At 60.2% G+C, this 17,792-nt stretch carries 18 protein-coding genes; 5 read left to right on the top strand and 13 right to left on the bottom strand.

The window, feature by feature from the left end; genetic code table 11:
* Positions 1-148: 148 nt before the first annotated feature.
* Together M8N44_RS00005 and M8N44_RS00010 are read right to left on the bottom strand one after the other, a co-directional pair.
* Entirely contained in the window at positions 149-505 is a 357-nt protein-coding gene (locus tag M8N44_RS00005) for a four helix bundle protein (RefSeq protein ID WP_102729076.1), read from the bottom strand.
* A 32-nt stretch (positions 506-537) separates the two neighbouring features.
* Complete coding sequence (locus M8N44_RS00010; RefSeq protein WP_022397427.1) at positions 538-1,269, bottom strand: uracil-DNA glycosylase family protein; 732 nt, start codon at positions 1,267-1,269, stop codon at positions 538-540.
* A gap of 128 nt (positions 1,270-1,397) precedes the next feature.
* Between M8N44_RS00010 and M8N44_RS00015 the strand changes: the two genes are divergently transcribed.
* From M8N44_RS00015 to rfbA, 3 genes are all read left to right on the top strand, one after another.
* On the top strand, positions 1,398-2,342 hold the full coding sequence (locus M8N44_RS00015; RefSeq protein ID WP_022397426.1) for a 6-phosphofructokinase: 945 nt from the start codon (positions 1,398-1,400) through the stop codon (positions 2,340-2,342).
* Between the two features lie 132 nt (positions 2,343-2,474).
* The gene (rfbB, locus tag M8N44_RS00020; RefSeq protein WP_022397425.1) at positions 2,475-3,527 is read left to right on the top strand and encodes a dTDP-glucose 4,6-dehydratase; all 1,053 of its coding nucleotides are present in this window, start codon (positions 2,475-2,477) and stop codon (positions 3,525-3,527) included.
* 9 nt (positions 3,528-3,536) lie between these two features.
* Positions 3,537-4,400 (top strand): glucose-1-phosphate thymidylyltransferase RfbA, encoded by an 864-nt coding sequence (gene rfbA / locus M8N44_RS00025; protein WP_102729075.1) that lies wholly within the window; start codon positions 3,537-3,539, stop codon positions 4,398-4,400.
* Between the two features lie 306 nt (positions 4,401-4,706).
* On the opposite strand, the gene M8N44_RS00030 is transcribed toward rfbA, so the two are convergent.
* From M8N44_RS00030 to mce, 9 genes are all read right to left on the bottom strand, one after another.
* A complete protein-coding gene (locus M8N44_RS00030) occupies positions 4,707-5,408 on the bottom strand; it encodes a hypothetical protein (RefSeq protein ID WP_022397423.1) in 702 nt (233 codons plus the stop codon).
* A gap of 121 nt (positions 5,409-5,529) precedes the next feature.
* The gene (locus tag M8N44_RS00035) at positions 5,530-7,026 is read right to left on the bottom strand and encodes a butyryl-CoA:acetate CoA transferase (protein ID WP_102729073.1); all 1,497 of its coding nucleotides are present in this window, start codon (positions 7,024-7,026) and stop codon (positions 5,530-5,532) included.
* 53 nt (positions 7,027-7,079) lie between these two features.
* On the bottom strand, positions 7,080-7,853 hold the full coding sequence (locus tag M8N44_RS00040) for a biotin--[acetyl-CoA-carboxylase] ligase (protein ID WP_102729072.1): 774 nt from the start codon (positions 7,851-7,853) through the stop codon (positions 7,080-7,082).
* Positions 7,854-7,889: 36 nt separating this feature from the next.
* Positions 7,890-9,554, bottom strand: coding sequence for a sodium ion-translocating decarboxylase subunit beta (locus tag M8N44_RS00045; protein WP_102713851.1), 1,665 nt, complete (start codon positions 9,552-9,554; stop codon positions 7,890-7,892).
* Between the two features lie 81 nt (positions 9,555-9,635).
* Positions 9,636-9,782: an acyl-CoA carboxylase biotin carboxyl carrier protein subunit gene (locus M8N44_RS00050; RefSeq protein ID WP_249852968.1), complete on the bottom strand. Its 147-nt coding sequence runs from the start codon at positions 9,780-9,782 to the stop codon at positions 9,636-9,638.
* Entirely contained in the window at positions 9,779-10,036 is a 258-nt protein-coding gene (locus tag M8N44_RS00055) for a hypothetical protein (protein ID WP_249852969.1), read from the bottom strand. Before M8N44_RS00055 ends, M8N44_RS00050 begins: the two co-directional genes overlap by 4 nt.
* 75 nt (positions 10,037-10,111) lie before the next feature.
* The gene (locus tag M8N44_RS00060) at positions 10,112-10,570 is read right to left on the bottom strand and encodes an OadG family transporter subunit (RefSeq protein ID WP_022395956.1); all 459 of its coding nucleotides are present in this window, start codon (positions 10,568-10,570) and stop codon (positions 10,112-10,114) included.
* Between the two features lie 21 nt (positions 10,571-10,591).
* A complete protein-coding gene (locus M8N44_RS00065; RefSeq protein ID WP_022395955.1) occupies positions 10,592-12,157 on the bottom strand; it encodes an acyl-CoA carboxylase subunit beta in 1,566 nt (521 codons plus the stop codon).
* Between the two features lie 31 nt (positions 12,158-12,188).
* Positions 12,189-12,611, bottom strand: a complete 423-nt coding sequence (gene mce, locus M8N44_RS00070) for a methylmalonyl-CoA epimerase (RefSeq protein ID WP_102722924.1) — start codon at positions 12,609-12,611, stop codon at positions 12,189-12,191.
* 147 nt (positions 12,612-12,758) lie between these two features.
* Between mce and M8N44_RS00075 the strand changes: the two genes are divergently transcribed.
* Together M8N44_RS00075 and rplS are read left to right on the top strand one after the other, a co-directional pair.
* Positions 12,759-14,315 (top strand): TIGR03790 family protein, encoded by a 1,557-nt coding sequence (locus M8N44_RS00075; RefSeq protein WP_102729070.1) that lies wholly within the window; start codon positions 12,759-12,761, stop codon positions 14,313-14,315.
* Positions 14,316-14,425: 110 nt separating this feature from the next.
* The gene (gene rplS / locus M8N44_RS00080) at positions 14,426-14,773 is read left to right on the top strand and encodes a 50S ribosomal protein L19 (protein WP_012419257.1); all 348 of its coding nucleotides are present in this window, start codon (positions 14,426-14,428) and stop codon (positions 14,771-14,773) included.
* 291 nt (positions 14,774-15,064) lie between these two features.
* On the opposite strand, the gene M8N44_RS00085 is transcribed toward rplS, so the two are convergent.
* Complete coding sequence (locus tag M8N44_RS00085; RefSeq protein WP_102729069.1) at positions 15,065-15,841, bottom strand: DUF4328 domain-containing protein; 777 nt, start codon at positions 15,839-15,841, stop codon at positions 15,065-15,067.
* Positions 15,841-17,514, bottom strand: coding sequence for a discoidin domain-containing protein (locus M8N44_RS13855; RefSeq protein WP_283938713.1), 1,674 nt, complete (start codon positions 17,512-17,514; stop codon positions 15,841-15,843). The genes M8N44_RS00085 and M8N44_RS13855 overlap by 1 nt, the downstream gene beginning before the upstream one ends.
* Positions 17,515-17,792 lie beyond the last annotated feature (278 nt).

Here is a 17,792-nt window from a genome sequence, read left to right on the forward strand (position 1 = left end):
GAGTGGAGAGTGGAGAGTGGAGAGTGGAGAGTGGAGAGTGGAGAGTGGAGAGTGGAGAGTGGAGAGTGGAGAGTGGAGAGTGGAGAGTGGAGAGTGGAGAGTGGAGAGTGGAGAGTGGAGAGTGGAGAGTGGAGTTTTAGATTAAGAATTATTTTTTGATTTGGAGGGAGACGGTTTTTGTGGTGGAGGTGAGGAGGCGTTTGAGTTCTTCTCCATCCCGGTAAATGCTGGCGTGCATTTCTTCCATCAGGAAAGAGGTGTCTTTAAGCAAATCCAGCCAATAGAGGGTTTCCGAGCATTCCTTCAAGGCAATGTAAATTTTGGAAAGGAAATCCTTTTTGCTGATGGCGCATTCCGCTTCCGCCAGGTTGGCTCCAATGCCGGTACCGCTTCTCAGCAGTTGTTTTGAAAGCACGAACTCCTTTCTCTCATTACACAAAAACTGGTACAAACGAACGATCCGAACAGCAAATTTCCTGCTTTTTACTCTAGTAATTCCCTCCATCACTAAACTCTCCACTCTGAACTCTCAACCCTTCATAAAATGCCCAACTCTTTAAGCTGCTGGAGGGGGCGTTCCGGCCAGAGCTTGTTGGCGATGGGGCTGGCGGGGCTGGGGTGGAGCAGGGTGCCGATGGTGAAGCTTTTGCCGGGGAGCCGTTCGGCGGCGTCCCGCAGCTTCTGCGTGGCGTAGGCTCCCACCCCTACCAGCGTATGCGGGTTCAGGATGGTGATTAGGGAAACCAGGTGCTCCATGCATACTGCATCCACGGCGGCGCGCTGTTCCGCCGGTAATTTGTCCGGCGTGATGTTGGCTCCCGTTGCCCCCATCCAGATCAGCGGGCAGTAGTTGGCCACGTAATTGTGACGGAAGAAGTTTTTCGCGGTGCCGAAGGCTTCCGCAAAGAGCCCCCACAGGCGGCGCCCGCTGACTTCCGACCGAGGGCAGCCGAAGCCCTCCACGGGACGCTTGGGATGGGTGTGCTCCGGCCTGCCGACTTCTCCGCGGATGTGCAGCCAGTTGACGACCGCATCCACTTCCCCGAAGGGTACGCCCGTCTGGGCCATGCCGAAGGGGCCGGGATTCATGCCCAGGAAGAAGTGGCTCTTTTCCCCGTTCCCGTAGGCGCGCACGTACTGCTCATGCGGCGCCCAGGCGTAGGTGAGCGGGTTGTAGGTAAAGTGGACCGGGTCTCCGAACTGGAGCCGCTCCGTACCGTCCCGGAGGGCGGCCGTGGCCTTCAGAATGGCTGCTGCGGTGTCGTTCATGCCGCTGCATCATGAAGCGTTGCCGTTTATTGCGCCAGCAAAAACTCCGCGCTTGCATTATTTGCCCGGCCCGGTAACATTTCCCCCCGGACAAGTTAACCTTATTACTTATGAGTGGAATAGCCATTATGACATCAGGCGGTGACGCCGCCGGAATGAATCCGGCGATCAGGGCGGCTGTGGATCATGCCCGCCAGCTTGGAATGAACCCGTACGTTGTCTATGACGGCTTGGAAGGACTGATCGATGGAAAAATCAAGGAAGCCACCAGGGAACTGACCAGCGACATGATTTACAGGGGCGGCACTCTCCTCCGCTCCTCCCGGTCCAAGCGCTTTTTCGATTATGAATTCCGCAAGCAGGCCTACGAACACCTGAAGGACCGCAACATCGACAAGCTCGTTATCATGGGCGGCGACGGTTCCTTCCGCGCGCTGAACGACTTTTTCAACGATTTTGAAGTACCCTTCGCCGGCATTCCGGCCACGATTGACAACGACATCGCCGGCACGGATTACTGCCTGGGCGTGGACACTGCCCAGAACGTGATTCTGGACTGCATCGACTCCGTCCGCGACACGGCCCGCTCCCACCACCGCGCCTTCGTGATTGAGACGATGGGCCGGGACTGCGGCTACCTGGCGATGACCACCGCCCTTTGCAGCGCGGCGGACATCTGCATCGTCCCTGAAATCCCTTACGACCTGGAATCCATTTACAAGCGCCTCCAGCCCGTCATCAATGAGGAAGGAAGCTGCATCATCGCCGTGGTGGCGGAAGGCACCCGCGTGGCGCAGTACCTGACCCGCTGGCTGACGGAACGCGCCGGCATGGACACCCGCCTGACCGTGCTGGGCCATGTGCAGCGCGGCGGCTCGCCCACCGCCCGCGACCGCCTGATGGGCACCCGCTTTGCCACCCGCGCCGTGGAAGCCCTGAACAACGGGGACATCAACCAGATCATGGTGTACCATGACGGCCAGTACGGCTATGCCTCCCTGGACGCCGTGGCCGGGCAGCAGTATTCCGTGAATCCGGACATCATCAACCTCTGCCGGGAACTGAGCTGCTAGCCGGTTCCGCGGTTCCTGCCCCCGCTTTTCCGCGCCCATGCCTCCATGTTCCCGGCGGCATGGGCGGATTTGTTTTGAAAAACCCTGCCGCTGCTGTATGATGGCGCCGCATCTTTCCCTGAAAACAGTGTTATGAAAGTTATCGTTACGGGCGGCGCCGGATTCATCGGCTCCAATCTGGTCAGGCTGCTGCTTGAGCGCGGCCATGAAGTCCTGAATATTGACGCCCTGACTTATGCCGGCAACGTCCGTTCCCTGGACGGCACGGCGGATTCTCCGGCGTACCGCTTCCTGCACGCCGACGTTCGGGACGCCGCCCTGATGCGGAACACCCTGCGGGAATACGGACCGGATTGGGTGATGCACCTGGCGGCGGAGTCCCACGTGGACCGTTCCATTGACGATCCGGGGGATTTCATGACCACCAATGTCATGGGCACCTTTTCCATGCTCCAGGCCGCCCTGGAATATTACCGTTCCTTGGAGGGGGAGAAGAAGGAGCGTTTCCGCTTCCACCATATTTCCACGGACGAAGTATACGGCTCCCTGGGGAAGGACGGCCTGTTTACGGAATCCACGCCGTACCGCCCCCATTCCCCCTATTCCGCCAGCAAGGCGTCCAGCGACCATCTGGTGCGCGCCTGGCATGATACGTACGGGCTGCCCGTGCTGATTACCAACTGTTCCAACAACTACGGCCCTTACCAGTTCCCGGAAAAACTGATCCCCGTGGTCGTCCTGAAGGCCCTGGGCGGCGAGCCCATTCCCGTGTACGGCAAGGGGGAAAACGTGCGGGACTGGCTGTACGTGGAGGACCACTGCGAAGCCCTGCTGACGGTCGTTTCCTCCGGAAAACCCGGCGAAACGTACAACATCGGCGGCAATAACGAGAAAACGAATCTGGAGCTGGTGGAGCTGCTGTGCTCCCATCTGGATGAATTGCGGCCCCGCGCGGACGGCCGGAGCTACCGGGAGCAGATCACCTTTGTGCAGGACAGGCCCGGCCACGACCTGCGCTATGCGATTGATGCGTCCAAAATACGGAGGGAGCTGGGCTGGTCTCCGCGCCAGGACCATTCCTCCGGGTTCAGGAAAACCATTCAGTGGTATCTGGACCATGAGGACTGGTGGCGGGGAATCCTGTCCGGGGAATACCGTCTGGAACGTCTGGGAACCAATGGCTAGGAAATTGATATGAAAGGTATTGTTCTGGCCGGGGGAAGCGGCACGCGCCTGCATCCCGTCACGCTTTCCGTCAGCAAGCAATTGCTGCCCGTTTACGACAAGCCGATGGTGTATTACCCCATTTCCGTGCTGATGCTGGCCGGGATACGGGAAATCCTCGTCATTTCCACTCCGCGGGACCTGCCTCTGTACCAGGATCTGCTGGGGGACGGAAGCAGGTTCGGCGTAACTTTTGAATACCGGGAACAGCCCAGGCCGGAGGGACTGGCTCAGGCCTTCATCATCGGGGAGGAATTCATCGGAAAAGATACCGTGTCCCTGGTGCTGGGGGACAATATTTTTTACGGTCGCGGCCTGACGGAGAAGTTGAGGCGCGCCGCTGAACTGACGAGCGGGGCGACCATTTTCGGTTACCAGGTGCACGATCCGCAGCGTTTCGGCGTGGTGGAGTTCAATGAAGAAGGAAAGGCCGTTTCCATTGAGGAAAAACCGCTCAAGCCCAAGTCGGACATCGCCGTGACGGGCCTTTATTTTTACGACAACCAGGTGGTGGAGATCGCCAAGAGGATTCCCAAATCCGCCCGGGGGGAGCTGGAAATCACCTCCGTGAACCAGGAGTACCTGAAACAGGGCCTTCTGCGCGTGGAAAAGCTGGCGCGCGGCTATACGTGGCTGGACACGGGCACGCACGACACCCTTCTGGAGGCTTCCATGTTTGTCCGCACCCTGGAACACCACCAGGGCTTCAAGGTGGCGTGCCTGGAGGAGATTGCCTTCAACAACGGCTGGATTTCCGCAGAAACGCTGCGTATTCAGGCCGGAGCCATGAAAAATAACGGCTACGGCTGTTATTTGGACGAATTGGTGAAGTAACGTTCCGAGCGGCGCTCCTGTTTCCCCTGCCTGGGAAAATGGCCCGGGTTGCGTTGGCTCCCTGCCGTAGCCCGGGATTCCCGGAGGGCGTGGGTGCCTCCCTTGCAGTGCCTGCCCGTAGGGACGGCCGTGTTCCCGGACGGATAAATGATGCCGCCGGTTTTTTATTCAAAGCCGTAAAAGGCTTCGGCGCTCCGGGAGCCGCACCCGGGCTGTAAGAAGGGCCGCGGCGCGGAGCGCGCGCATTCATTTCGCAGGATGAGGCAGGAACTCTTTCGGAAAGCCTGTAGGAATGGAGAGAGGGGCCTACGGGCGGCTGTCCGGCATGGAAGGATTCATCAATTCCGGCATGGAGGCTATGGACATGGCGTTTTTAAAAAGGCGCCGCACCAGAATAACGGAAAGGGCCGCTAGCAGGATTTCGAGGCCGCAGGACAGGATAATGGCCAGCCACGCAGCTGGCGTTGCCAGGGAGGGAGCCACGGAGGACAGGCACTGCCGCAACAGGGTGGAGAGGAAGAACAGGACGCTTTGCAGTCCGCAGCCTGCCGCCGCAATGCCCCAGGCCAGGAATGTCCTTCTGCCTGCGGATCCGTATCCCGCCGTATAAGGGAAGGAAAAGAAAGAAATGATGGCCGCCAGAAGGAGGAAGGACTCCCAAACCTTGTCCATTTCCGCGTATTGCAATAAGACGGGCATCCCCGCAAACGGAATGAGGAGGGAGTACAGGGCGGGCAGGAAGGCCAGCGCGCTTAGAATTCTTGTGATCCTGCTCCCCTGGGAAGCCAGCAGGACCCTGCTTCCCCAGGATAGGAGGAAAGACAGGGCCAGGATGGAGATTAGTTCCGACCATGTTCCCAAAAGCAGGAAGGGCGCGGCTGTCCGTGGGCAGTGGAGGAAAAGGGGCATGAAAAGATGAATGAGGACGGTCGCCGTGACGCCTGCTCCGAAGAGGAAGGTGCAGGCTCTGATAAATGCCTTGGCTGCGGGGTAAATCATCCAGTTCATGGGAGAGGAGCGGGAAGTGGAGAAGGACGGGAAAAAGGAAAAGGACCGCTCCCTGCGCGGGAGCGGTCCTGTAGGGTTAACGTGAAGTCATGGACGCCAATGCAATGACGGCAGACATGGGTTACTTGTACTGGGCCCAGTCGACATTCTTCATGTCTCCGCTCCTGGCCAGCTCGGCATGCATGCCCAGGGCGGCCCGGATGGACTGCGGAGTCTGGGCCTTGCCGCCGGACAGTTTCAGGTAATCCCAGAGGATATTCTTGTAATCCGGATGGACGCAGTTCTCGATAATGGTCTGGGCCCGTTCTTTCGGGCTCTTGCCGCGAAGATCGGCGACGCCCTGTTCGGTAATGATGATATTGACGTCATGTTCCGTATGGTCGTGGTGGGAGACCATGGGGACGATGGCGCTGATCTTGCCGTCCTTGGCGACGGACGGGCAGGTGAAGATGGAAATATAGGCGTTGCGCGTGAAGTCGCCGGAACCGCCGATGCCGTTCATCATCTTCGTGCCGCCGATGTGCGTGGAGTTGACGTTCCCGTAAAGGTCGGCTTCAATGGCGGTGTTGATGGAGATGACGCCGAGGCGGCGGATCACTTCCGGGCTGTTGGATATTTCCGAGGGACGGAGCACCAGCTTGTCGCGGAAGAAGTCCATATCCCTGTAAATGCCTTCCAGGCAGTCGTTCGTAACGGTCAGGGAACAGGCGCTCCCGAATTTCACGCGGCCTTCCCGGATCAGACCGATCACGGAGTTCTGAATGACTTCCGTGTACATTTCAAAGGCGGGAATGGTCTTGTCGCGGCCCAGGGCGCCCAGCACGGCGTTTGCAATGTTGCCCACGCCGGATTGAAGCGGCAGGAAGGTGGAGGGGATAATGCCCCGCTTCATGTCGGCGGCCAGGAAGTCCGCCACGTTCTGCCCGATTTTATCGGTCAGGGGGTCAGCCGCGGCAAAGGAACGGGCTTCGTCCGGCCAGTTGGTTTCCACGATGCCCACGATCTTCTTCGGGTCAACCTGGATGTATGGTTTCCCGATACGGTCGCTGGGTTTGTAAATGGGGATTTCACGGCGGTTGGGAGGATCCATGGGTTCGTAAACGTCATGCAGTCCCATGGCATTTTTGCTGTGGGCGGCGTTCAATTCCACGATGATCTTGTCGGCAAGGCGGCAAATGGTGGGAGCGATCCCTCCGGCGGCCGTCAGATAAATTTTACCGTCGGCCGTGACCTCGCAGGCTTCGATGATGGCCATGTCTACTTTGCCCATGAACCCGTAACGGATTTCCTGGGCCATCTGGGACAGGTGGATGTCGTTGTAGGCGATTTCCCCATTGTTCACCGCCTTGCGGAAGTCAACGTTGGTGGTGTAGGGGGCGCGGTAGCGAATAGCCTTGGCGCGGGAAAGAACCCCGTCGCAGGAATCGCCCGTGGAAGCACCGGTGAAGACGCTCACCTGGAAGGGGTTCCCCTTAGCGTGTTCCGCTTCTGCAATTTTTGCCAATTCAGCCGTCACAGCCTTGGCCGTCCCTGCGGGAGTAAACCCGCTCAGGCCAATGTGGTGGCCGTGTTTAATCAGGCTTGCTGCTTCTTCTGGTGTTAGTTCCTTGTAACTCATGTCAGTGATTTTTGTTGGATGAAAGAGAAAGAAACTCCGTGTCAACGGAGCGGTCAGGCTTGTTCTTCAACAAGCCTGTTGATCAGATGTGCCGGAACGGTCCGGAGGGAACCGGTCGGAAGGGATACCACAGGATTGCCCTGATCGTCAATCCCCGTAAAGATTCCCCGGATGGTTTCGTCATCCGTAAGGATGGAAACCGGCCTTTCCCCGGCCCATGCTTGCGCCAGCCCCTCCTGAAGGGTGGGGATGCCGCCGTGGGCAAAGGTAGAAAAAACCTGGTCCAAATGCCTGCCGAGGGAAGCCATGACGTCATGCAGTGAGGGGCAGTCCTGAACAAGATCCGCGAGCCTTGCGGGAGGGTCCTTGATTTCTCCGGCTATAGAGGCCACGTCATTGAAAATGTTGATGCCCATGCCGATGACGGCCATGTGCGCGGAGGGGCGCTCCACAAGAATGCCCGCCAGTTTGGATTTTCCTATGAGGACGTCGTTGGGCCAGCGCAGGCGCGCGTTGGCAATGCCCATGCTGCGGAGCATGTTGAGCAGGGCCAGCCCTGCAACCAGGGGCAGATGGCCCCAGTGTACGCCGGCCGCAGTATCCAGGGGAACGGTGAAGGAGGACCACAGGCCGCCTTCCTCCCCTACCCATTTGCGGTTGAACCTGCCGCGGCCGCTTTTCTGCACGCGGCAGACGGCAATGTGGCGGGGGGGCAGGGAACGGGCCAGGTCATTGGTGGAAGAAGCCTCGGCCCATTCATGATAGGTCCAGTCGCCGCATGGTCCTTCCTCCTCTGGAGGAGTGGGGGATGGGGCGGTGGAATTCATGGGATGGGCCGAGGCCTGGAATAATTTCAAATCAGGTTATCTCGCCAGAGTGGCGATGTAGTAGCCTGCGATGACTGCGGTGCCGATCACGCCCGCAACGTTCGGTCCCATGGCGTGCATGAGAAGGTAGTTGGAGGGATCGTACTTCTGGCCCACATTGTGGGAGACGCGGGCCGCCATCGGAACGGCGGAGACGCCTGCGGAACCGATCAGGGGGTTGACCGGATTCTTGCGCCAGATGAGGTTCATGAGCTTGGCGGCAATCACGCCGCCCGCGGTGGCTACGCCGAAGGCGACAATGCCCAGCAGAATGATCAGCAGCGTTTCCTTCTGCAGGAAGCGGTCACCTTGCATCGTCAGGCCCACGGAGGTCCCCAGGAAGATGGTGACGATGTTGATGATTTCATTCTGGGAGGCCTGCACCAGGCGTTCCGTCACCTTGCACTCGCGCAGGAAGTTGCCCAGCATCAGCATGCCGATCAGCGGAGAGGCGTCCGGAATCAGCAGGATGGTGACAATGGTGACCAGCACGGCGAAGAACAGTTTTTCACTCTTGCTGACCGTTCGCAGGGATTTCATGCGGATGACCCGCTCCTTCTTCGTGGTCAGCAGCGCCATGATGGGCGGCTGTATCAGCGGAACCAGGGCCATGTACGTATACGCGGCCACGGCCACGGCGCCCAGCAGGTGTGGGGCCAGCTTCATCGTCAGGAAGATGGAGGTGGGGCCGTCAGCGCCGCCGATGATGCCGATGGAGGCGGATTCATTGGGCGTGAAGCCCATGAACAGGGCCATGAAGAACGTGGCGGCCACGCCCACCTGGGCCGCTGCACCCAGAAGAAGGGTGCGCGGTGCGGCGAGCAGCGGGCCGAAGTCCGTCAGGGCTCCCACGCCCAGGAAGATGATGGGCGGGAAGATTTCAGCCTTGATGCCCAGCCCGATCCAGTCGTACAGACCCCCATGGATGGAGGTGACCAGTAATTCCTGGGTGTGCTGGCCCACGGCCACGTACTTGCCTGCGGCGGAGACCACCAGGGGTTCCAGCTTCTGCGTTTCCAGATTCACCGGAACCTGGTTACCTTCCGTGTCAAAGTAGTTGACTCCCTTCTGGCGCAGAACGGTGGTGACTCCACCGTTCGTGAGCAGGTACACCGGATCGTTGGCGTCCGCTTCCGTCACGTTGTGGAAGTCCTTCAGGTTGGGGTCCACCGTCAGGCTGTCGTCCCCCAGAAGGGCGGCGTCAGCCTTGGCTTTTTCCTGGGATTCCCGCACGGGCTTGATCTGGGAGACGGTCAGCGGGCTGCCGGGGTAAACCTGCATGGGCTGTTCCATGTTTGCCAGATACTGGGCGCGCGCTTCAGGCGTGGTCAGGTTGGCCGGCACCTTGACGGGGGCCTGCTGGAGCGGGGCCACGTGAACGCGCAGGTAGCCCACGTTGTTGAGGGACGTGGCGGTCACTTCCCCCGCCTTATTAGAGGAGATGACCTGCTGGTTCAGCTGGGTGATGAGCATTCCGTTGTCCGGAATGTTGGCAATTAATGCGCCAAAGGCAATTGGAACCATCAGAAGAGGTTCGTACTGCTTGGCTACACCCAGGTACAGGAGAAGAACGGCAATGCCCCACATCCCTACCATTTGCCATGATAGGGAGAAGATGCCCATCCCCTGTAAAAAGGTGATTAATGAATCAAAAAGACTCATATGGAATAATTATTGTAGCGGTTTTTAGTCTGAGTCGGAGTCCGGACCTGTGTTAGGGGGACCGGACGGCTCCCGCCGGGATTAACCAATCTTGGCCAGCGCCTGTCCTTCCTGAACCGTGTCGCCCGCGCTTACGCAGAAAGCGGTGAGCGTGCCGGAGGCGGGAGCGTAAATGATGGTGTTCATCTTCATGGCTTCCAGCGTCAGGATCTGGTCACCGGCCTTCACGGCGGTGCCGGGGGCAACGTCCAGGAAACGACTTTGCCGGCGAGCGGGCTGGGCACGTCTCCTGCGCGGCGGCCGGGGCGGGGGCGGGCGTGGGAGCCGGAGCGGGCGCCGCGACAGGGGCGGAGGCTGCGGGTGCGGGAGCCGGGCTGCAACGGGGCCGGAGCCGGGGCGGAGGTAGTGGAGGAGACCTGGTCCAGGAGTTCTACGGATACGTCAAATACCTTGCCGTCTACGGTGATGCGAAGTTTCTTCATAATAATGTATGGTATGGAATATTAAGTTAAATGATTCCCGCCGGGGGCGGGGGTAAGGGTGAATAATGCAGTGGTTCAATGACTGGGCCGGATGCGGTGGGAGGCGAAGATTTCCGCCCTGCCTGCGGCCGCATAGCCGGAGCCCGGGGATTGCTTGATTTCCACGATGCGGTGGCTCATGCCGTCCAGGCCTGCGTCCACGGCGGCGGAGATGACGGCCACCATTTCCGGCGTGAGCTCCGTCATGGCGGAGTCCACGGCTGCGGAGAGGATGGCGAGCATTTCCGGAGTCATGCCCGGCTTGCCTGCTGCCGCAGGGGCGGCGGCAGGCACAGGAGCGGGAGCGGCGGAGGCCGCTGCGGCCTTGGCTTTGGCCTTGTTCTGGATGGAAGCGGCAATGGAGCCGCTGATGGTCAGAATGACGGCCAGGCCACCCAGGCACATCATGACCACCAGGATGCCGACGATCTGGTAGTCCAGATTCTCCATGATGTTGGCCATGCCCTGCGCAAAGGCGAGTGTCGTAAGTAACATATGAATCCGTTAAGATGGATGTTAGAGCGGAATGTTGCCGTGCTTCTTGGCCGGACGCACTTCCTTCTTGTTCAGGAGGGTGCGCAGTGCGAAGGCGATCTTGGCGCGGGTTTCTTCCGGATTGATGACTTCCGTGATCTGGCCCATGCCGGCCGCCACGTACGGGTTGTAGAAGGCCTCCCGGTATTCTTCCAGAAGTTCTCCCTGGCGCTTGGCCTTTTCCGCGGGGTCTTCCACGGCTTTCAGCTCGCGGCCGTAAAGCACCGGAACAGCGCCTTCCGCGCCCATCACGGCGATTTCCGCGCCGGGCCAGGCGAAAACGGCGTCAGCGCCCAGGTCCTTGCAGCACATGGCGATATAGGCGCCGCCGTAGGCTTTGCGCATGATCAGGGTGACCTTGGGCACCGTGGCCTGGGAGTAGGCGAAGATGAGCTTGGCGCCGTGGCGGATGATGCCGCCGCGTTCCTGGTTCTTGCCGGGCAGGAAGCCGGGCACGTCCACCAGGTTCACCAATGGGATGTTGAACGCGTTGCAGAAGCGGATGAAGCGGGCGGCCTTGTCGGAGGAGTCGATGTCCAGGCAGCCGGCCTTCACGTTGGGCTGGTTGGCGATGATGCCGACCACCACGCCGCAGACCCGGCCGAAGCCGACGACGACGTTCTTGGCGAAGTCCTTGTGCACTTCCAGGAAATCCCCGTCATCCACCAGGCGGCTGATGATGGGCTGGACGTCCAGGGGCGTGCGGTTGTCGCCGGGAATCAGGTCGCTCATGCCTTCGTCCGCGCTCAGGTCAAGCGGGGTGTCCAGCTTGTGGGGCGGTTCTTCCGCGTTGTTGGCGGGAAGGAAGGAAAGGAGCCTCTTCAGGATGTCCAGGGCGTGCGCGTCGCTGTCCGCCACGAAGTGGACGTTGCCGGACACGGAGGCGTGGATGGCCGCGGAGCCGATGTCGTCCATCGTGCACTTTTCATACGTGACCTGTTCAATCACCTTGGGACCGGTGATGTACATGCCGGCGTTGCCGGAATTGCGCATGATGATGAAGTCCGTCAGGGCGGGGGAATAGGCCGCGCCGCCTGCGCAGGGCCCCAGGATCATGGATATCTGCGGAACCACGCCGGAAGCCAGCACGTTGTTGTAGAACACCTGGGCGTAGCCGGACAGGGCCGCCACGCCTTCCTGGAGGCGCGCGCCGCCGGAGTCGTTCACCGTCACCATTGGGATGCCGGCTTTCAGGGCGTACTTCTGGGCGTCCGCAATCTTCATGGCGTGCATGTAGCCGAGGGAGCCGCCCTGGGCCAGGAAGTCGGAGGCCGCGCAGGCGACCGGACGGCCGTTCACGAGGCCAAAGCCGGAAACGACGCCGTCGCCGGGGATTTCCTTCTTGCCCATGCCGAAGTTGTGGCAGTTGTGGCGCACATGCATGCCGATTTCCGAGAAGGTGCCTTCTTCAAAGAGGTACCCCATGCGGTCGCGGGCCGTCATTTCGCCCTTTTCGTGTCTCTTGTCGATCTTTTCCTGACCGCCGCTGAGGATGACCTTCTTGCGGCGGCTGTTCAGATCGTCAATCAATTTGGGATCAATAGCCATTGGTATAGTGGTATGGTGGATTCGGAGAATGTTACTTGCCGCATCCGCAACCGCCGGGGTGCTGGCAGAATTCGGTCAGCACGCCGAAGGTGCACTTGGGATGCAGGAAGGTGACCTGCGTATTGTGCGCGCCGGGGACGGGCGGGTCGTTCAGCACGGTAAGGCCGGCTTCCTTGGCCTGGGAGATGTTGTCAGCAATGTCGTTGGTCTTGAAAGCGATGTGGTGGATGCCTTCCCCTTTCTTCTCGATGGCCTTGGCGATGGCGCTTTCCGGAGAGGTGGGTTCGAGCAGTTCGATGTGGACTCCGGCAACGTCAAACATGGCGACGCGCACCTTTTGCGTGGGCACTTCCTCAATGTGGGGCTCTCCGAGTCCGAGCGCATCACGGTAGTAGGGAACGGTGGCGTCAAGGCTCTTGACGGCGATGCCGATATGGTCAATTTGTTGAATCATATGCGTATGATGGTTGTAGGGAATGCAGGTGGAAGCCTGCAATACATCAGGAGCCATTAAAGCGGATTTTTTTTAGATGTGAAGCGAAAAGCGGAAAAATGGCGAAATCGCGCCCGCTCCGTTTCACCTGCTTGATTGCCCCGGAAGATGAGGTATGGTAGGGGCATGTTCAAGAGGGGATTAGCCGTATTGTTCCTGCTGGCGTCGTGGTTTTCCGCCGCGTGTGCCTATGAGCTGCTGCCCGCCCATGTGGCCGTGGTTTACAACGGAAAATCCGAGCTGAGCCGCCGCATGGCCAGGGAGTATGCGCGGGTGCGCGGCGTGCCGGAAGGGAACCTGGTTTCCCTGGACTGCCCCTCGGCCAACGAGATTTCCCGGAAGGAGTATGAAGACCTGATCCGTGCGCCCCTGCTGCGGACGGCGCAGGAGCAGCGGTGGTGGGTGCCGTCCGGCATTGCCTCCGCCCCCATGATGGACCGGAAGATTTTTGCGCTGGTGCTGATGGCGGACCTGCCAATGAAGATACGGCATGAAGCGCCCGTTCCCCCTCCCGGGAAGGATATCAACCAGATGCAGACGGACCGCGCCGCCGTGGATTCCGAACTGGCGCTGCTGGCGGTGGACGGTTATGAGAGGAAGGCCTGGGTAGGAAACCCCTATTTTGACAGGAAGGAGGATTTTGTGGGCTCCGGCCTGCCCACGTTCCTGGTGTGCCGCCTGGACGGTCTGACGGCGGATACCTGCCTGCGGCTGGTCACGGAACCTGCGGAGGTGGAGAAGAAGGGCCTGTGGGGGTGGGCGGTGGTGGACCGGGGCGGCCCCTACGCCCAGGGGGACCAGTGGCTGGACGCCGTGTTCCGCCGCGTGCGGGAAGCGGGAATCCCCGTTTACCTGGATGACTGGCCCCAGACTCTTCCGGAGAAATTTCCGCTGAGCCGGGACACGGCGCTTTACTGCGGCTGGTACACCGGGAATGCGAACGGTCCGTTTACGGACCCAACCTTCCGTTTCCGGCCCGGAGCGGTCGCCATGCACCTGCATTCCTTCAGCGCCTCCGATTTCAAGATTCCCGGCAGGGGGTGGAGTTCCGCCCTGCTGGAAAAGGGGGCGGACGTGACGGTGGGGAACGTGTATGAACCGTTCCTGGGCGCGTGTCACCGCTTTGACATTTTTGCGGACCGCCTGCTGGACGGCTATACCGTGGCGGAAGCCTCCTGGATGAGCATGCCCGTACTGTCCTGGCAGGGGGTGGTGTTCGGGGACCCCCTCTACCGTCCGTACGCCCGCATGAAGAACATGGACGTGAAGCCGACGGAAGAGGACCGCTATTTCCAGGGCTGGTGGGCTTCCTCTGTACAGTTCGGGGACCGCTGGCGGGACCGTTCCGCGCGCCTGCTGGAATCCGCCCGGAAGGCACCCTCCTCCTGCCTTTATGAAGCGCTGGCGCTGGAATACCTGTACCGGAAGGAGCCAGCACGGGCCGGGGAGCTGGTTTTCTCCGCCCTTGACGGCGCGTCGGACGCCCGCACCCGCGCCCGTCTTCTGCTGGAGTCCCTGCTGGCGGACCGCGCCCAGGGCGGGGACAAGGCCTTCCTGCTGCGGATGGACAGCGTCCGCGCCCTCATGTCTTCCTCCGCCTTTCTCCCGGCGCTGGAGGAGTGGCATGCAAGGATAGCTCCGCCGCCGCCCCCGCCTAAAAAATAAAATTAAGGCCGTACGGCAAATTTGGATTGCCTTTTAGGGGATTATGGCCCATATTCTGCGTCCCGTAAGTTTTCCTTTTACTGATATTCACCAGCAATAGATAACACAAGATGAACATTATCAACAAAATCGAGCAAGAGCAACTCAAGGCGGATGTGACCCCATTTAACGTAGGTGATACCATCAAGGTTCACACTCGTGTTATTGAAGGCGGCAAGGAACGTATCCAGATTTTCCAGGGCATCGTGATCGCCAAGCGCGGTTCCGGCATCAATGAAGCTTTCACGGTCCGCAAGATTTCCTACGGTGAAGGCGTGGAGCGCGTGTTCCCCCTGCACACCCCCCGCATCGCCAAGATTGAAGTCGTGAACCGAGGCAAAGTCCGCCGTGCCAAGCTTCACTACCTGCGCGGCCGTATCGGCAAGGACGCCATGATCGTGAAGTCCGCCAACCGGTAATCGGAAAAATTGCTATTTTTGCTGGCCCGGCCCGCCGTGAGGCGAGGCCGGGTTTTTTATGCCCGGAAGGTTTTATTCCACCCCGGAGGAAGAAGGGGCCGGACGGGAAAGGAAGGCGTGAAAAAATTTTCGTGAACCCCCCTGTGAGGGCAACACGGTTTTTCCCGGTGAAAGTTCCGGAAAGGGGGAGAGAGGCTGAAAGAAAGCCGGCAAGAAAAAGGAACGGGATGGAACAAGTCCTCCGGCTTTTCCGTTCCTTCCGGCGGGGCTTTGCCGGGGGGAGGGAGCTAATCAGGAAGGCAGGCGGTTGGCCAGCCTCTTTTGCAGGAAATAGAAGTGGAGCATCATCAGCACGGAACTTGCCAGGCTCACCAGGAAGGCCGTTCCGTTGTACATGATGACGGGGCGCACCATGCCGTTCAGCAGGGCTTCCAGCTCCCGGTCCAGCGCAAGCACGTTTTCCGGGCTTTCTTCCGCCCATGCCCGGAGCGTCTCCGAGAAATGGAACAGGGGCTGGAACAGCGTATACAGGAAGATGAGCAGGGAACCCGGCACGCTGACGGCCCAGGCCAGCCATATCCAGCCTTTTCCGCGTGAAGGGCCGGGGAAGGAGAGGGCCTTGTTGACGTCCAGCATGGCTTGAAGGGGCATCCAGATATTGCCCACGGGGAGGAAGAAGGAAAGGACGCAGAGCAGGGGAGAGGCGCGCATGGCTCCCTTCTTCACCGTTTCCGCATTCTGCGCCAGCCGGTAAACCAGCATCAGCCAGCAGACCACCAGCCCGGCCATGGACAGGTAAAACAGGCCGCCGTCCAGCGTAAACGGAGCGGCGGAGCCTGCCTCCGCCCTGGCAAGGGAGAGGGAAAGGGAGGCGCGGTCCCCTTCCTGGAGTTCCTTCATGGTTTGAGCCAGCGTTTCCGAGATGGCTTGCTGAATCAGGGGAAGATCGTGGAAAAGCAGATAGAAGGTGCCCCCGGCCAGCGTCAGGGCAAACAGGCACAGGAGGAACAAGAGGACGCCGAGCTTCCGGAGGGGCGGAATTCCGGCTGAAAACGGTTCCGCAGGCATTATTCTTCCGCAGGTGCGGGGGCCGGTGTTTCCGCCGCTTCTTCCGGGCCGTATGCCTCCACTTCCGTCAGCGCCAGCGGATGGGCCGGATCGGTGGATTCCACGCGCAGGGCGCGCGCCTTGACCGGAGCTTCCAGCTTCCAGGTGGTGACGTTGGTGGATTTTTCCGAGGGTGTGGTGTTGAAGGTTTTTTCCGCCAGCACGTTCTTGTCATTGTCGTACAGAATCACCTTGAATTCCTCCATGGTGCCCAGCAGAGTCAGGTTGGCTGGCGTGTAAATAACCACTTTTTCTATGGTGCGGTTGGTCTCCTTGCCGAAGTCGATGCCGAACCAGGCGGTTTTTCCTTCCGCCACGCCGGTGGCGCTGATGGAAACGTCGGAAAGCTCGGAGCTGGTATTGCCGTCCACGGCCTTTTCCGGACCGTAGGCGCCCAGTATGTTGCGGTTGGAGCTCTGGCGCACCTTGACGCCGGGCTGAAGGCTCCAGTTGACTTTGCCGGGTTCGGCGGAGGGTTTGGGAGCTGCAGGCACGGGTTCCGGATGCGGGAGCGGGGCAGGTGCGGGAACCGCAGGGGCCGGAGTGGTGTTTTCCGCGACGGCCGGGGCAGAGGGCGCAGGCGTTGCCGGAGCATGGCGGCGCGCTTCCCTGTTCGCTTTTCTCGCCTCATCCGCCTTCGCGTTGTTTTCCTTCTGCACCTGTTCGTTGTAGTCATTGCGCATTCTGACGACGTCCTTCTTGTACAGGATGCAGGTGTAGGTCAGCACAATGCCTACGATCAGGGCCGGGATAAGGTAGTAGTAAACATTGGTCTGCCCTTTCTGCATATTCATGGCGGGGACGGGCGTTGAGGACGGCCGGGGAGGAATGGCTGCCGCGTTTCTTCCCGTGGGGCTGGCGATGGCCTTGTCCAGGTCCGTGATAAAGTCCCCCAGGTTCCGGTAGCGTTCGCGGGTGTCCGGATTGATGGCCCGGGAGACCACGGCGTCCACGGCGTCGCTGCACTTGATCAGTGTGGAGGGCATGGCGAAGCCCGCTTCCATCGGCGTCTTGCGGGTCAGCAGGATGTAGAGCGTCAGCCCCAGGGCGTAAATGTCCATGCCCGGCGTGAAGGCGGCTTCCGCCCCGGTGACCCATTCCGGAGAGGCGAAGTCCCCCATGTCTACCGGGGGCTGCGCGGGATAAATGTTGATGGGCAGCAGCAGGGCGTCTCCGCCGTCCGCGCGCAGGGAAATCAGTTTGGGCGTGATGCCGCCGTGAAAGATGTTTTTCCGGTGCAGCGTCAGCAGGCCTTCCGCCATGTTCCGCACCAGGTTGAGCGCCGCCTGGGGGGATATCTGGGGGAGGGTTTCCAGGTCCGCCAGGCGCGGATAGGGGGAGTGTTCGGAAATGATGAAGGTGAACGGTCCTGCCTGTCCCACTTCGTAAACGCGCAGAAGGCCCTGGTGCGCCTGTTCCACAATGGTGAGGGAGCGGACGATGAATTCCGGATCCCAGCCGAAGACTCCGGCTTCCTCCGTGGGAACCACCCGCAGCATGACGGGAGCGAAATTGGATTTCAGGGTGGCGGTGAAAATTTGCTGGGGGCCTTTGGCCCCGACAAGCTGGATGTTTTCCAGCTGGGGGAAGAGGGCGGAAATCTGGTCCATGGAAAGGGAATCGTCGGCAGGCATGGAAAAGGGAGGTGGAATAGTATCGGCAAACAGTCTACCTTAAAATCCTTGCCGGAAGCAACTCTATAAGCGGGCATATTTTGCTGGCGGGATGTCCTGACGCTGAACGGAAACCGCTCGTGCCGGGCCGGAACGGCCTTTTCCGGGCGGGGCGGACGCTCTCCTTTGAAGAAGGCGTCCCGAGGGGCCGTTCTTTCCGTATCCATACGGTTGACGGGCCTGTTCCTTCCGCTGGCGCAATGGTTTTTCCTGACGGGGAAGTTTGTTGGAAAAGCCGG

It is taken from the genome of Akkermansia massiliensis, from assembly GCF_023516715.1.
Lineage (GTDB): Bacteria > Verrucomicrobiota > Verrucomicrobiia > Verrucomicrobiales > Akkermansiaceae > Akkermansia > Akkermansia massiliensis.

Coding starts and splice junctions, on each gene's coding strand:
- rplS (WP_012419257.1), top strand. CDS start 14,426: ATGAACATTATCAACAAAATCGAGCAAGAGCAACTCAAGGCGGATGTG.
- M8N44_RS00075 (WP_102729070.1), top strand. CDS start 12,759: ATGAGGTATGGTAGGGGCATGTTCAAGAGGGGATTAGCCGTATTGTTC.
- M8N44_RS00065 (WP_022395955.1), bottom strand. CDS start 12,157: ATGGCTATTGATCCCAAATTGATTGACGATCTGAACAGCCGCCGCAAG.
- M8N44_RS00010 (WP_022397427.1), bottom strand. CDS start 1,269: ATGAACGACACCGCAGCAGCCATTCTGAAGGCCACGGCCGCCCTCCGG.
- M8N44_RS00085 (WP_102729069.1), bottom strand. CDS start 15,841: ATGCCTGCGGAACCGTTTTCAGCCGGAATTCCGCCCCTCCGGAAGCTC.
- M8N44_RS00030 (WP_022397423.1), bottom strand. CDS start 5,408: ATGAACTGGATGATTTACCCCGCAGCCAAGGCATTTATCAGAGCCTGC.
- mce (WP_102722924.1), bottom strand. CDS start 12,611: ATGATTCAACAAATTGACCATATCGGCATCGCCGTCAAGAGCCTTGAC.
- M8N44_RS00045 (WP_102713851.1), bottom strand. CDS start 9,554: ATGAGTCTTTTTGATTCATTAATCACCTTTTTACAGGGGATGGGCATC.
- M8N44_RS00040 (WP_102729072.1), bottom strand. CDS start 7,853: ATGAATTCCACCGCCCCATCCCCCACTCCTCCAGAGGAGGAAGGACCA.
- rfbB (WP_022397425.1), top strand. CDS start 2,475: ATGAAAGTTATCGTTACGGGCGGCGCCGGATTCATCGGCTCCAATCTG.
- M8N44_RS00055 (WP_249852969.1), bottom strand. CDS start 10,036: ATGAAGAAACTTCGCATCACCGTAGACGGCAAGGTATTTGACGTATCC.
- M8N44_RS00005 (WP_102729076.1), bottom strand. CDS start 505: ATGGAGGGAATTACTAGAGTAAAAAGCAGGAAATTTGCTGTTCGGATC.
- M8N44_RS00015 (WP_022397426.1), top strand. CDS start 1,398: ATGACATCAGGCGGTGACGCCGCCGGAATGAATCCGGCGATCAGGGCG.
- rfbA (WP_102729075.1), top strand. CDS start 3,537: ATGAAAGGTATTGTTCTGGCCGGGGGAAGCGGCACGCGCCTGCATCCC.
- M8N44_RS00060 (WP_022395956.1), bottom strand. CDS start 10,570: ATGTTACTTACGACACTCGCCTTTGCGCAGGGCATGGCCAACATCATG.
- M8N44_RS00035 (WP_102729073.1), bottom strand. CDS start 7,026: ATGAGTTACAAGGAACTAACACCAGAAGAAGCAGCAAGCCTGATTAAA.
- M8N44_RS13855 (WP_283938713.1), bottom strand. CDS start 17,514: ATGCCTGCCGACGATTCCCTTTCCATGGACCAGATTTCCGCCCTCTTC.